This is a genomic window from Nocardioides sp., from assembly GCF_034670285.1.
Classification (GTDB): Bacteria; Actinomycetota; Actinomycetes; order Propionibacteriales; family Nocardioidaceae; genus Nocardioides.
Map to the genome: position 1 here is coordinate 1 of NZ_JAXMNS010000038.1, position 13,659 is coordinate 13,659.

Sequence of the window (13,659 nt, forward strand, 5' to 3'; positions counted from 1 at the left end):
GCCCTTGTCGTCGGGGTAGTGCACGCCGCTCACGCCGGTGGACAGCTCGAAGCGGAGCTTGGGGTCGTCGCGCAGCAGCTGCATCACGGCGAGGAGGTCCTCACGGCGCACGTGGAAGGTGATCTCGTTGCGGTGCACCACGACGTGCCACGGGCCGGTGAAGGCGGGCTCGAGCGCGTCGGCCACCTCGTCGTACCACCCGCCGAAGGGACGCTGGGCCGCTCCGGGGAAGACGATCGGGGCGACCAGGCCGCCGAAGCCGCTGGTGTCGCCGGTGCCACGGGTGCCGAACATGCCGGTGCGGGTGCCGACCGTCTTGACCTCGGGGTCGTTGGTCGCGGGGACCTTGCCCTCGGGGCCGGACTGGTCGGGACCGGTGGTCTTGTCCTCGTCGCTCATCGCAGAAGTCCTCGCTGCTCGGAGGTGGGCAGGGCGCGCAGGGCCTCGGACTCGAGGTCGGCGATCTGGGCCAGGCGGTTGGCGCCCATCTTGGTGTTCTGCACCTGGTCGTGGAGCTTGAGGATCGCGTCGATCAGCATCTCGGGGCGCGGCGGGCAGCCGGGGAGATACATGTCGACCGGCACCACGTGGTCGACGCCCTGCACGACGGCGTAGTTGTTGAACATGCCGCCGCTGCTGGCGCAGACGCCCATGGCGAGGACCCACTTGGGCTCGGCCATCTGGTCGTAGATCTGGCGCAGGACCGGCGCCATCTTCTGGCTCACCCGGCCCGCGACGATCATCAGGTCGGCCTGGCGGGGGCTGGCGCGGAAGACCTCCATGCCGAAGCGGGCGAGGTCGTACTTGGGCCCGCCCGAGGTCATCATCTCGATCGCGCAGCACGCCAGGCCGAACGTCGCCGGCCAGAAGCTGGCCTTGCGCATGTAGCCCGCGAGTCCTTCGACCGAGGTCAGCAGGACTCCACTGGGAAGCTTCTCTTCGATACCCATGGGGTGCTCGCTCTCAGGTTGCTCGGGTCGCTGGGCGGGGAGTGCGGGAGGTCGACACGACTCAGTCCCAGTCGAGGCCGCCGCGACGCCACTCGTAGGCGTAGGCCAGCGTGATGTTGAAGAGGAAGAGGAAGACCGCGATCAGACCGGCCCAGGAGAGCTGGTCGAAGTAGACCGCCCACGGGACGAGGAACATGATCTCGACGTCGAAGATGATGAAGGTCATCGCCACGGTGTAGTACTTCACCGGGAAGCGACCGCCACCCAGCGGCTGCGGCGTCGGCTCGATGCCGCACTCGTAGGAGTCGAGCTTGGCCCGGTTGTAGCGGCTCGGACCCACGACCATGCTCGTGACGATCGAGCCGACCGCGAACAGGGCCGCCAGCGCCGCGAGGGCGAGAACGGGGGTGTAGAGCTCCATGGGGCGTTCCTTCCGCAGATCCGGATGCGCCCCGCGACCCGGGTCGACCGCGTTCGTCGTCCCCGTGGTGACACCGAGTTTGTGACTTTGTGAACTGAATCACGAGTGGCGCACGCGCCATCTTGCCACTCCGGGCGATCTGCGTCACACCGGGGTACGAACGACCTCAACCGCCCCGTTTCAGGCGAATTACAGCAGTCGGATGTCGTCTAAATCACGGCCCGGCGGGCCGGCTGCGACAGCTCAGGGAGCGGTGGCGCGGTGCAGCGCGACGATGCCGCCGGTGAGGTTGCGCCACTCGGGGCCGAGCCAGCCGGCCTCGCCCAGCATCGCGGCCAGGCCGCGCTGGTCGGGCCAGGCCCGGATCGACTCGGCCAGGTAGACGTAGGCATCTGGCGAGGAGGAGACGGCACGGGCCACCGAGGGCAGCGCCTTCATGAGGTACTCGATGTAGACGGTGCGGAACGGCGACCAGGTGGGCTGGCTGAACTCGCACACGACGAGCCGACCGCCGGGTCGGGTGACCCGACGCAGCTCGCGCAGCCCGGCGACGGGGTCGACGATGTTGCGCAGGCCGAAGGAGATCGTCACCGCGTCGAAGCTGTCGTCGGCAAAGGGCAGCCGGGTGCCGTCGCCGGCGGTGAAGGGCAGGTGGGGGCGCGCCTGCTTGCCGACCTTGAGCATCCCGAGGGAGAAGTCGCAGGGCACCACGAAGGCGCCCCGCTCCTCGAAGGGCTCGGACGACGTGCCGGTGCCGGCGGCGAGGTCGAGGACCCGCTCGCCGAACTGCGGGTCGACGGCCTCGATGACGTCGCGGCGCCAGCGACGGTCCTGCCCGAGGGAGAGGATGTCGTTGGTGAGGTCGTAGCGACGAGCGACCTCGTCGAACATGCCTTGGACGTCGGTCGGTTGCTTGTCGAGCTGAGCGCGGGCCACGGGGCGAGCCTAGGCGGTCGGCTCCTCCACCAACGGGTCGGCAACCAATTCCGCTCGCGCCGCGTCTCCCAGGTGTGGAGGTTGCCGGTCACGGCCACCTCGTCGTGACACGCTCGACCCGATCACCAGCACAGGAGAACCCCGATGCCCGCCGTACGCCGCCTCACCCTGACCGTCCTGGTCCTGACCTTGCTCGCCGCCTCGGGCGTCGCAGCGGCGTACGCCCTGCGGTCCGAGGACCGCCCGAACGACGCGGCGTCGGAGCGGGTCGAGCGGACCCCCTCGGCCAGGCCGGCCCCGAGGAGCACTCCCGGCCCCCAGGTGACCCCCACCCCGTCGCCCTCCCCCACGCCCGAGCCGGAGCCGGAGCCCCAGGGTGGCCCGCCGCTGCTCTCGCCGGGCGACGACGGTCCCGCGGTGCGCGCGCTCCAGGCCAGGCTGCGTCAGATCCGGTGGTTCGACGCCGACGTCACCGGCTACTACGGCGACGTGACGACGACCGCCGTGGAGGGCTTCCAGGCCAAGCGGGAGATCCCGGTGACCGGCTACGTCGACGCCGAGACCCGCGACCGGCTGCTCGCGATGACCTCGGAGCCGACGGCCGACGAGCTCGCCAACCGGCTCGCGCCCTCGGCCGGCAACACACCGGGCGCCCTGGACCCGCGCTGCCTGACCGGGCGAGCCCTGTGCATCGACAAGTCCAGCAACACCTTGCGCTGGGTGGTCGACGGGGCGGTGCGCACGGCGTTCGACGTCCGCTTCGGGTCGCAGTACACCCCGACCCGCGAGGGCGCGTTCGCGGTGAGCTTCATGAACCGCGACCACGTGTCGTCGCTCTACGACAGCCCGATGCCCTTCGCCATGTTCTTCTCCGGCGGGCAGGCGGTGCACTACTCGTCGGACTTCGCCTCCGTCGGGTACGCCGGCGCCTCGCACGGCTGCGTCAACGTGCGCGACTACAACGGCATCGCCGCGCTCTACGACCAGGTGCGGGTCGGCGACAAGGTGATCGTCTACCGCTCCTGACTCGGACTCGGGCCCGGTCGAGGCCGGGGCCGAGGTCGGGGTCGGGGCTCAGGACTCCTGGAGGTCGCGCACGGCCTCGGCAGCGATGACGACCTCGTCGACGCCGACGCCCTGGCCCGTGACGTCGTACAGCAGGCCCTCGGAGCCGAGCTGGCAGTGCGTGCGCGAGGGCTGCTCGGCCGGGTCGACCGGCTGGCCCTCGGCGATGGCAGCCGCGTAGACCACCGAGCACACCGTGTCGTCGTCGACACGGACGACCTCGAGGTTGCCGCGGGCGGCACCCTGCACGTCGGCGTCGAACGGGGCGCCGTCGGGCACGAAGAGCCCGGGCTCGCCGGGAGCAACGGTGACCGTGAGGAACGCCGACCCGTCGACCTTGGTGTAGAGCCCGAAGGCGGTCGGGTCACCGAAGAGGGTGGCGAGGTTGTCGGACGCCGAGTCGACGAGCGGCTCGAGCTGCTCGGTACCGCCGAACTGGGCGAGCACCTCGTCGGGGACCTCCGTGCCGAGCAGCGAGATCAGGTCGCCGGGCAGGGTGTCGGGCAGCGGCGCGAGCTCTTCCACGCCGGGGCCCGAGTGCCCGTCGCCGGTGATCTCGGGAAGTCCCACGGCGAACCCGACGAGCAGGGCCAGGGCGACCGCTCCACCTCCGGCTGCGATCAACGAGGTGCGGGACGACGGCGTGGTGGAGGGGGTGCTCATGGAATCGATACTGACATCCGGGTGAACGGACCCGAGCAGGTGGCTGGGTAGGCTCGCAGAGTGAGCATGGGTGCGATGAGTGACGAAGAGGCCGCGCCTTTCGTCGTCCGCACCACCGCGCTGAGCCTCGACGCCGCCACTGCCCTGGTCGATCTGCTGCCCGCAGAGGAGCCTTTCGCCTGGCTGCGCCACGGCGAGGGCCTGGTCGGCTGGGGCGTCGCCGCGTCGGTGCGCACGAGCGGTCCGGAGCGCTTTGCCGACGCCGACGACTGGTGGTCGGAGCTGACCGCTCGCGCCGTCGTCCGCAGTGACCTGCACGCTCCCGGCACCGGCCTGGTCTGCTTCGGCACGATGGCTTTCTCGGACGTCGACCGCGACGAGACCGAGTCGCTGCTCGTGGTGCCGCGCGTGCTGGTGGGGCGGCGTGGCGAGACCGCCTGGATCACCACGGTCTCCCCGCACGGCCTCGACCTGGTCGATGCCGCCATCGACGTGGCCGACCCCCCCGAACCTCCGCAGGGCGTGCGCTTCGCGGACGGCGCGCTGGACGGCGAGGCCTGGATGGGCGCCGTGGCGGACGCCGTCGCCCGCATCGCCGCCGGCGACCTGGAGAAGGTCGTCCTGGCCCGCGACCTGATCGCCACCGCTGACACCGACGTCGACGTCCGCTGGCCGCTGCGTCGCCTCACCGAGCTCTACCCGACCTGCTGGACCTTCCACGTCGACGGGCTCTTCGGCGCCACCCCCGAGCTGCTGGTGCGCCGCGAGAAGGGGCTGGTCACCTCACGGGTGCTCGCCGGCACCATCCGCCGCACGGGCGACGACGAGCGCGACCTCGCCCTTGCCGCGACCCTGGCCCGGTCGTCGAAGGACCTCGCCGAGCACGAGTACGCCGTCCGCTCGGTCGCGGAGTCGCTCGAGCCGCACTGCTCGTCGATGAACGTGCCCGAGGCGCCGTTCGTCCTGCACCTGCCCAACGTGATGCACCTCGCCACCGACGTCGCCGGCGTGGTGCACGACGCCGAGACCGTCACCTCGCTCCAGCTCGCCGCGTCGCTGCACCCCTCGGCCGCGGTGGGCGGCACCCCGTCGGGTGCGGCCCTGTCGTTGATCGCCGAGATCGAGGGCATGGGCCGCGGTCGCTACGCCGGTCCGGTGGGCTGGATGGATGCCACCGGCGACGGCGAGTGGGGCATCGCGCTGCGCTCGGCCGAGGTCGTCGGCTCCACCGTCCGGCTCTTCGCCGGGTGCGGGATCGTCGCCGACTCCGACCCGGAGTCCGAGCTCGCCGAGACCCAGGCCAAGTTCGTGCCCGTCCGCGACTCGCTCGGCTCCTGAAGATGGCCGTCGACGTCGAGACCGAGATCGTGATCGATCGACCGCGCGCCGAGGTGGCTGCCTTCTGCGCCGACCCCGACAACGCCACCCGCTGGTATCGCAACATCACCGCCGTGGAGTGGGTGACCGCTCCCCCGCTGGCGGCGGGCTCCCGGCTTGCCTTCGTCGCCTCGTTCCTCGGGCGCCGGTTGTCCTACACCTACGAGGTGCGCGAGCACGTGCCCGGCGAACGCTTCGTGATGAGCACCCAGGAGGGGCCGTTCCCGATGCGCACGACCTACACCTGGGAGGACGCGGACGCCGAGACCGGCACCGGCACGCTGATGCGGCTGCGCAACGACGGCGAGCCGAGCGGTTTCGCCGGCGTCGCCGCTCCGATGATGGCCCGCGCCATGCGCAGCGCCAACCGCAAGGACCTCGCCCTGCTCAAGCAGGTGCTCGAGGGCTGACCACCCTCGCGCGCCGGCCGCGGGTCACTCCAGGTCGGCGCCGTCGGCCAGGCGCACGAACGACAGGTCGCCGATGAGGTTGGCCATGTGGGTGTCGACCATCCCGAGGGCGAGGTCGCTGTAGACCTTGTCGTGGATGCCGAGGTTGCGCGGGGCGCCGACCTCGCGCACGAAGTCGACGGCCTCGCTGATCTTGAGCCAGGGCGCCGAGATCGGGGCGAGCAGGACGTCGATCTCCTCGCTGGGGGCGGTCAGCGAGTCGCCGGGGTGGAAGACCTTGTGACCACCGAGCGTCAGCAGGTAGCCGGAGTTGTCGAAGCGCGGGTAGTCGGGGTGGATGACGGCGTGCTGCTCCCCCACCACGCGCACGGGCACGCCGAGGTCGAGCACCTCGCCGGGGGTGACCACCCGGACGCGCTCGGACAGGTCCGGGGCGTCCTCGGCGATCACGCGGGCGACGGCGTCGATCGTCACGATCGGGGCGTCGGTGGCGCGCAGGTGCTCGGCGTCGTAGTGGTCGGCGTGCTGGTGGGTGATGAGCACGACGTCGGCGCCGTCCACGGCCTCGCGGCCGGTGAAGGCGCCCGGGTCGAGGACCAGTCGGACGCCGGCGTGCTCGACGCGCACGCAGGCATGACCGAACTTGGTGATCTGCATGGCTCCAACCTAGGCCGGACGTGGGCCCGGCCGCGATGGCCGGACCCACGTCCGTGATGGTTCCCGATGCCCGGGTCAGTGGATCTGCACGTTGCCTCCCGTGACCGCACCGGTCTGGAGGGTGCCGTCGATCCAGAGCTGGAACACGTCGTCCCGCCCGGGCTCACCGTTGTCCTCCGTGTAGGCGACGAACGAACGACCATCCTTGGCCGTGCCCGCGAACCAGGCCGACGTCTTGTCGGTCGAGACCGCCAGCGCCGTCATGGTGTGGGCATGGAACTTCACGCCCTTGCGGCCGTACTGCAGGTTGCCCTTGAGCCCCTTCTTGCCGGCCTGGACGTTGAACCCGGTCTTGCCGCCCTCCGAGGTCGACGGTCCGCCGGTCACCTTGCCGTCGGTGCTGGAGACGCTGACGATCAGCGTGTCGCACCCGGTGGCGCCGTCCTTGTCGGTCACGCACACCTCGACCGTGTGGTCCCCGAGCGTCAGGTACTGGTGCGCGTGGTCGATCGGCCCGGTCGACGAGGCGCTCGCCGAGTCGGACTCGCCGTCGCCCCAGTCGATCGCGACGTCCCAGTCGGCGTCGGTGCCCGGGTCGGCGAACGAACCGTCAAGACCGGCCGAGCTACCGAAGGTGATCTCCTGGTCGGGTCCGGCCTCGACCTCGGGCGCAACGTTGTCGACGGTGACGGTGAAGCTCGTCGTCGCCGACTCGCCGTTGCCGTCGTCGGCCGTGATCGTCACGGTGTACGGGCCGGCCGGCCCATCCGGTGCCGGGTTCGACCACGCCCAGGTGCCGTCCTCGTGGTCGACGACCGTGCCGACGTCGGCGCTGAGCGACACGTCGTCGCCGTCGTCGTCGGCGTAGGTGCCGCTGTTGCCGGCATCGGTGCCCTCAGGTGTCGACACCGCCCCGGCGTCGCTGGCGATCGTCGGCGCCACGTTCGGCGCCTTGACCGTCAGCACCGCATCACCGCACGCCGAGGCGGACGGCTCGTTGCCGGCGTCGCCGCCGTACTCGGCGATGACGTGGTAGGTGCCCGCCGGCAACGTCACCGGGTCGGAGTCCGGAAGGGTCCCGTTGGTCACGATGTCCTGGGCGGCACCCGCGGACTCGACGGTCGTGCACGTGTCGTCGGAGTACCAGGTGTAGGTGACCGTGCCCGAGGCACCACTGGCGTTGTCACCGGCCAGTGTCGCGCTCGCGGTGGCCGACTCGCCGGGCTCGACCGTCACGTCCGTGCCGGTGTCGCCGCCGCCGGTGATCAGCGGCGTGGTGCTCGTCGGCTCGGGCTCGACCTCGGTCTCGTCGCCGCTGCACCCGGGGTCGTAGGCAGCAGCCCAGTTGAGACGCAGCGTCACCTCGCCCAGGTCAGCGGGTGGGTCGACGACGTCGATGAGGAACTGCGGGAGCGCCGGCTGGGTCTCCAGGCCGAGACCGGTGAGATCCACGCTGCCCCCGGAGAACGTCTGGTCAGCGATGCCGACCGAGGCGCCGTTGGCGCTCTGGAACGCGACCGAGGCGCTCGTGTACGTCGCCTCGTCGGGCACGAGCAGCTCCAGCGACTCGTACTCGGTGGGGAAGCACTCCTCCTCGTTGACCACGAACTGCGAGACCAGGACCCGGATGTCGCCCTGACCGCAGGCTCCGCCGTCGAAGGCGTCGAAGTTCTGGATCTGCGAGGTTCCGCGGTCCGCGTTCACCCAGATGCACGTGGGACGGAACGGGTCCGTGTTGACGGTGTAGGGCAGGAACGCGTTGGATAGATTCTTCGGGAACCCGGCACACACCGCCCCGGTCGAGTAGTCGTAGCAGTCGATGCGATTCGGCACGTAGCCCGGCGTGAAGATGCGGGATGCCACGGTCACGGCACCGCCGCTGTAGTAGTGGCCGCCCATGTTGGCCGGGACCCCAGGGGGAGCCGCGATCGGGAGCCCGTCGAGACCGAAGCAGCTGATTGCACCGGGGAGGCACGCCCCCGTCACGTCACCGGTCAGGTCGAGCACCGGGAACGGCGGCCCCGACACGTACCAGTCGAAGCCCTGGTTCACCGTCGCCGGCCAGGAACCGGCGCACTCTGCTTCGGTCCCGGGATCGAAGCACGCCACGCGGGTGGCGCTGCCGTAGAAGCTGCCGTTCGTCACCAAGACCTTGCCGTCGATGAGTACTGTCCCCGTGCGTTCGGCCCCCGGGAAGAGACCGCCGAAGTCGAGGGCGTACGGCTGCCCGGGGCATGCTGCATCGGTGCCGAAGTCGTAGCACATCAGCTTATTACGCGCACCGCTCGTACCGCCGTTGAAGTTGTAGGCGTAGTAGCGGTCGCCGACACGCATCGGCGAGCCAGGGGCCTGCGAGCTGTACTGGGCCTCCCCCGGCGCCGTGAGCTCGGTGAAGCCGCAGTACGGGTTCGTCGGGGTCGGTGGGTTCGGCGCCGTCGGGTCGAGGCACAGCACGCCGCCCACGCGGTCACTACGGGCGGTGTAGGTGTAGATCAAGCCGCTGTCGGGATCCAGGTCGGCACCCGAGTGCTGGGAGGCGTAGAACGTGCGGTTCAACCCGTCCCGGATGGTCTGGGCCGGCCAACAGGACGTCGCATCGACCTGGTTGAGACAGGCCAGGCGCAACACTTGGTGGTGGAAGATGTTGTAGGTGCGGTCACTGTCGAACGACAGGTCCCACCCGTCGCCCCCTGAGTTGCCGGTGAACGACGAGGCCGGCGGCACCGGCAGCGTCACCGTCTGTGAGTACGACGCATCGGCCTGCGCCGGCGGCGCCGTGCCTACTGCCAGTAGTGCGGCAACCAGAGCGAGGACGGCCATGACCGCCCGTCGCCTCCGACCCACCGCTCGAGCGTGCTTCGACCTGCGAATTGCCATTGTCCTACCCCTCTCGAGTCCCCCCTGGAGGCACTCGACCCTCCTCGCGGCACCGGTGGAGATCAAGAGGATTTTGTGAAGATGGTGTGAGCATTGCGTCGCAGACCTACCGTCGTGACACAGACCTTCTCGGTCGCTCCAGTGCGGTCCGACGCGGCCGAGCGACCGCCCTTCGGGCGACTCAGCCAGGGAACGGCGTACGCAGGTCGCGCGCTGCGCCGAGCAGCGAACCGCTGTGCGGCACCGCCGGCTCGTCGACCACGTCGACCACCACGCACGTCACGTTGTCGGTGCCCCCGGCGTCGAGGGCGGCATCGACGAGCAGGTCGGCGACGTTCTGCGGGTCCGGCACCGCCAGGACGAGAGCGATGTCGCGGTCGTCGACGAGGTCGCTCAGGCCGTCGCTGCACAGGAGCAGCCGGTCACCCACCACGACGTCGACGTAGGCGAGGTCCGGGCGCGAGTGACCGCCTCCACCCAGGGACCGCATCACGATGTGGCGGTGGTCGGAGCGGCGCGCCTGCGCGGGGGTGATCCGACCGGCGTCGACCAGCGCCTGCACCAGCGTGTGGTCGTCGGTGAGCAGGCTCAACGCCTCCTCACGCAGCAGGTAGGCGCGCGAGTCGCCGAGGTGCGCGAGCGCGACCCGGTGCCCGTCGGTGCGGACGGCGGTGAAGGTCGTGCCCATCCCGGCCAGGGCGTGGTCGTTCTCGACCACCACCCGGATCTGCTCGGCGGCCTGGGCGACGGCGTACGCGAGCAGCTCGCGGGGCGGCAACGAGCCGGAGCGGGTGCGGGAGAGCTCGTCGGCCGAGTGCGCCGCGATCGACGAGGCCACCTCACCCGCAGCGGCTCCGCCCATGCCGTCGGCCACCATCGCCAGGAGCGGCCCGACGAAGCCCGAGTCCTCGTTGTGGGAGCGCACCAGCCCGACGTGGCTGGCAGCGGCGCCGCGGAGCTGGAGCATTGATCGATTCAATCACCACCCAGGCTCAGACGCGGGGTCGTCACCACGAATGCGGCGATCCCGACCCGGGATGCCGCCTACGTGCTCACCGGGCCCGAGGCCCTGACGATGACGGAGATCGCCGAACGGGCCGGGGTGGCCACCGGGCGCCGGCTCACCTACGTCGAGGAGTCGCTGGACGACGCCCACGCCTCACGCCGGGCGGCGTACCCCGACGAGCCCGACTGGCAGATCGAGGCGTGGGTCAGCACCTACACCGCGATCGCGGACGGCTCGTGCGCCGAGGTGGCCACCGGGCGCGCGCGCGGGCTGGAGGACGTGCTCACGCCGTGAGGTGGTGCACGTAGCACCAGCGCCAGTCCTCGGCGGGCTCGGCCGACTGCATCACCGGGTGACCGGTGTCGTGGAAGTGCTGCGTGGCGTGGCGTCCGCTCGAGGAGTCGCAGCACGCGACGTGACCGCAGTCCAGGCACTGGCGCAGCGCCACCCAGCGGGTGCCCTCCTCGAGGCACTCGGCGCACGTGCCGTCACCGCCCGTGAGGCCGTGCGGGCGCTCGACGAGGTGCTCGCACTCCTCGCCGGGAACCCTGATCGAGGTGGAGGGGGAGGCGCGCAGGTCGGCGCGCTCCTCGGAGGACAGCTCGAGCATCGACTCCTCGAGGTCGAGCATCGCCAGCACGTCGGCGACCACCTCGGACGGCGTGGAGCCTGCGGAGCGGATCTCGAGCACGCGCTCGCGCTCGGCCCGGATCATCGCGGTCCGCAACCGCGAGTAGAGCTCGCTGGGGGTCTCCTCGTCGGCGGTGGTGTTGAGCCGCTCCCAGGCGGAGAAGTTGCGCTGCTCCAACCGCTCGCGGATCAGGTCGGCCACGCCGTGCAGGTCGCCGGTCTCGAGCTCGTCGAGCTCGGCGAGGCCCGCCTTGGAGGCCTGCTGGAGCAGCGTCGCGCGAGCCAGGGCGTCGTCCATCGGGTCCGGTGAGGGCACGTTGAGCCGGCGCGCGAGCCAGGGCAGGCTCAGGCCCTGGATGAGCAGGGTGCCGGCCACGACCGTGAAGGCGATCAGGAGCAGCACCTCCCGGTGCCGGGTGTCCTGGGGGATGATGAAGGCGGCCGCCAGGGTGACCACCCCACGCATCCCGGCCCACCCGACCAGGAACGTGTAGGCCATCGGCGCCGGGGCGCCGCTGACGAACTTCGGGCGCACCAGGAAGTAGCGCACGGGGAAGACCCACGCGAGACGCAGCACGATGACGCCGACCAGCGACAGCAGGCAGGCCGCCGTGATCAGCCCGGCGCCGAGCTCGCTGCTGCCGACGTCGGAGAAGAGGCGGGCGGCCTGCAGCCCGATGAGCAGGAAGACCACGTTCTCCAGGACGAACGAGATCGTGCTCCAGTTGATGCGTTCGGAGATCCTCGACTGGGCGGTCTGCAGGATCGGCGCGCGGTGCCCGAGCAGGAGACCCGCCACGACCACGGCGATCACGCCCGAGGCCTCGAGCTCCTCGGCGGCGACGTAGGCCGCGAAGGGGACGATCAAGGAGACGGCCGTGTCCATCAGCGGGTCGCGCAGCCGCCGGCGCACCTGGGCGACGATCGCGTAGAGCAGGGCACCCACCGCCACTCCCCCGCCGGCGGCGACGAGGAAGTCGAGTCCGATGCCGAGGATGCTGACCGGCTCGGCGGCCTCCTCCTCGCCACCCAGCGCCATGGCGGTGCCGCCGGCGGCGATCGCCGTGCGCAGCGAGACCAGGGCGGTGGCGTCGTTGAGCAGCGACTCCCCCTCCAGGATCGTGACGATCCGGCGGGGCAGCCCGATCTTGCGGCCCACGGCCGTGGCCGCGACGGCGTCGGGCGGGGCCACGACGGCGCCGATCGCGAACGCCGCGGGCCACCCGACGCTCGGGATCAGGGTGTGCACCAGCACGCCGATGCCGACGGTGGTGAAGATGATCAGCCCCACCGAGAGCAGCAGGATGGAGCGCCGGTTGGCATTGAAGTCGACCAGCGAGGTCTTGATCGCGGTGGCGTAGAGCAACGGCGGCAGCAGCCCGAGCAGCACCACGTCGGCCTCGAGCGTGATCTCCGGGATGAACGGCACGTACGACGCCGCCACGCCCGCGACGATCAGCACCAGCGGCGCCGGCACCCCGATCTTGTCGGCAAGGCCCGTGACCGTGAGCACGCCGACGGCCAGGACGACGAGCAGCACGGCGATCTCCACCCGCCGATCATGCCGGTCGCGGGTGACAGGCGGGTAACCCGTGCCCGTGGGCCCGGGTCGTGGGTCAGGTCGTGGGTCAGGTCGTGGGTCAGGGCCGCAGCGCCCGGAGCCGCTCGTCGAGGCCGCGCCGGTTGTCACGGCGGCAGACCGCCTCGACGACCTCGATGCCGCCGTTGGGACTGGCCAGCGCCTGCTCCAGCTCGGGCAGGCTCGTGACGCGAAGGTGCGCGGTGCGGGTGGCTGCACAGAGGGCGGCCAGGTCGACGCCGTGCGGGGTGCCGAAGAGCGCCTCGAACCGGTCGGCGTGCTCGGGGGCGCCCTGCTCGAGCATCGAGAAGATCGAGCCGCCGTCGTCGTTGACGACCACGATCGTCAGGTCCGGCGTGGGCTGCCCGGGTCCGGTCACCAGGCCGTTGCTGTCGTGCAGGAACGTCACGTCGCCCATCAGGGCGATCATGCGGCCGTCGGGGTGCCGGTCGCGACGGGCCAGTGCGACGCCGATCGCGGTCGACACCACGCCGTCGATGCCCGAGAGCCCCCGGTTGGAGACCGTCTTGCGCCGCGACCCGACCGGGGTCGGTCGCGCCATCAGGTCGAGGTCGCGGATCGGGCTCGACGGACCGACCACGAGGAGTCCCTCGGGCGGCACGGCCCGACTGACCGCGCCCACGACGGCGTACGGCGTGAGGTCGGGCTCGGCGGCGAGCAGGGCGTCGAGCCGGCGACCCATCGCCCGGTCGGCGGTGCGCCACTCCTCGAGCCAGGACTGGTCGCCGTCGGGGGCGTCGACGGTGGGGAACGTCGCCTCGAGGTCGACGCGGAAGGGGCGTGCGGCCCAGACGCCCGGCGCGGGCACCGAGACGACCTCGACGTCGTCGCGGCCCAGGAGTCGGGCCACCGGGCGCGACAGGGTTGGTCGACCGAGCACGACGACGCGCTCGATGCGCGGCGAGAGTCCGACCTCCTCGGCCAGGAGCAGTCGGTAGCACCGCAGTGCGTGCTCGCCGGTGCGCGAGCCGCTGGACGGCTCAGCGAGCAGGGGCCAGCCGGCGATCTCGGCGAGCTTGCGCGCCGACGGGCCGGCATCGTCGCCGGCGACGACGACGGGGCGGGGG

General features: G+C 71.2%; 13 protein-coding genes and 1 pseudogene. 4 read left to right on the forward strand and 10 right to left on the reverse strand.

Annotated features, from left to right (window positions below):
• The 4 genes and pseudogenes from VOI19_RS03320 to VOI19_RS03335 form a co-directional block, all read right to left on the reverse strand.
• Nucleotides 1-399: pseudogene (locus VOI19_RS03320) on the reverse strand (NADH-quinone oxidoreductase subunit C); the annotation flags it as partial.
• Nucleotides 396-950 carry an NADH-quinone oxidoreductase subunit B family protein gene (locus tag VOI19_RS03325; protein ID WP_323791538.1) on the reverse strand — a complete coding sequence of 185 codons (555 nt, stop codon included), beginning with the start codon at nt 948-950 and terminating at the stop codon, nt 396-398. The pseudogene VOI19_RS03320 and the gene VOI19_RS03325, both read right to left, overlap by 4 nt.
• Before the next feature lie 61 nt (nt 951-1,011).
• Nucleotides 1,012-1,371 carry an NADH-quinone oxidoreductase subunit A gene (locus VOI19_RS03330; RefSeq protein WP_323791539.1) on the reverse strand — a complete coding sequence of 120 codons (360 nt, stop codon included), beginning with the start codon at nt 1,369-1,371 and terminating at the stop codon, nt 1,012-1,014.
• A gap of 243 nt (nt 1,372-1,614) precedes the next feature.
• Nucleotides 1,615-2,307, reverse strand: a complete 693-nt coding sequence (locus tag VOI19_RS03335) for a demethylmenaquinone methyltransferase (protein ID WP_323791540.1) — start codon at nt 2,305-2,307, stop codon at nt 1,615-1,617.
• 144 nt (nt 2,308-2,451) lie between these two features.
• Here VOI19_RS03335 and VOI19_RS03340 point away from each other — a divergent pair, with 144 nt between their 5' ends.
• Nucleotides 2,452-3,333, forward strand: a complete 882-nt coding sequence (locus tag VOI19_RS03340) for a L,D-transpeptidase family protein (protein ID WP_323791541.1) — start codon at nt 2,452-2,454, stop codon at nt 3,331-3,333.
• 48 nt (nt 3,334-3,381) lie between these two features.
• On the opposite strand, the gene VOI19_RS03345 is transcribed toward VOI19_RS03340, so the two are convergent.
• The gene (locus VOI19_RS03345) at nt 3,382-4,035 is read right to left on the reverse strand and encodes a hypothetical protein (RefSeq protein ID WP_323791542.1); all 654 of its coding nucleotides are present in this window, start codon (nt 4,033-4,035) and stop codon (nt 3,382-3,384) included.
• Nucleotides 4,036-4,110: 75 nt separating this feature from the next.
• On the opposite strand from VOI19_RS03345, the gene VOI19_RS03350 reads away from it, so the two are divergent.
• Nucleotides 4,111-5,373, forward strand: coding sequence for an isochorismate synthase (locus tag VOI19_RS03350; RefSeq protein ID WP_323791543.1), 1,263 nt, complete (start codon nt 4,111-4,113; stop codon nt 5,371-5,373).
• 2 nt (nt 5,374-5,375) lie between these two features.
• On the forward strand, nt 5,376-5,822 hold the full coding sequence (locus VOI19_RS03355; RefSeq protein WP_323791544.1) for an SRPBCC family protein: 447 nt from the start codon (nt 5,376-5,378) through the stop codon (nt 5,820-5,822).
• 24 nt (nt 5,823-5,846) lie between these two features.
• Here VOI19_RS03355 and VOI19_RS03360 read toward each other — a convergent pair whose 3' ends face one another.
• The 3 genes from VOI19_RS03360 to VOI19_RS03370 all read right to left on the reverse strand — a co-directional run bounded on the left by VOI19_RS03360 (nt 5,847) and on the right by VOI19_RS03370 (nt 10,323).
• Nucleotides 5,847-6,479, reverse strand: a complete 633-nt coding sequence (locus tag VOI19_RS03360; RefSeq protein ID WP_323791545.1) for an MBL fold metallo-hydrolase — start codon at nt 6,477-6,479, stop codon at nt 5,847-5,849.
• Between the two features lie 75 nt (nt 6,480-6,554).
• Nucleotides 6,555-9,299, reverse strand: coding sequence for a post-COAP-1 domain-containing protein (locus VOI19_RS03365; protein ID WP_323791546.1), 2,745 nt, complete (start codon nt 9,297-9,299; stop codon nt 6,555-6,557).
• 238 nt (nt 9,300-9,537) lie between these two features.
• Nucleotides 9,538-10,323 carry a PP2C family protein-serine/threonine phosphatase gene (locus tag VOI19_RS03370; protein ID WP_323791547.1) on the reverse strand — a complete coding sequence of 262 codons (786 nt, stop codon included), beginning with the start codon at nt 10,321-10,323 and terminating at the stop codon, nt 9,538-9,540.
• A 108-nt stretch (nt 10,324-10,431) separates the two neighbouring features.
• On the opposite strand from VOI19_RS03370, the gene VOI19_RS03375 reads away from it, so the two are divergent.
• Nucleotides 10,432-10,656, forward strand: coding sequence for a hypothetical protein (locus tag VOI19_RS03375; RefSeq protein WP_323791548.1), 225 nt, complete (start codon nt 10,432-10,434; stop codon nt 10,654-10,656).
• Here the strand turns inward: VOI19_RS03375 and VOI19_RS03380 are convergent.
• Entirely contained in the window at nt 10,646-12,544 is a 1,899-nt protein-coding gene (locus tag VOI19_RS03380; RefSeq protein WP_323791549.1) for a cation:proton antiporter, read from the reverse strand. The genes VOI19_RS03375 and VOI19_RS03380 overlap by 11 nt on opposite strands.
• Before the next feature lie 88 nt (nt 12,545-12,632).
• On the reverse strand, nt 12,633-13,659 hold a 1,027-nt coding region (locus tag VOI19_RS03385; RefSeq protein WP_323791550.1), incomplete at its 5' end, for a thiamine pyrophosphate-dependent enzyme.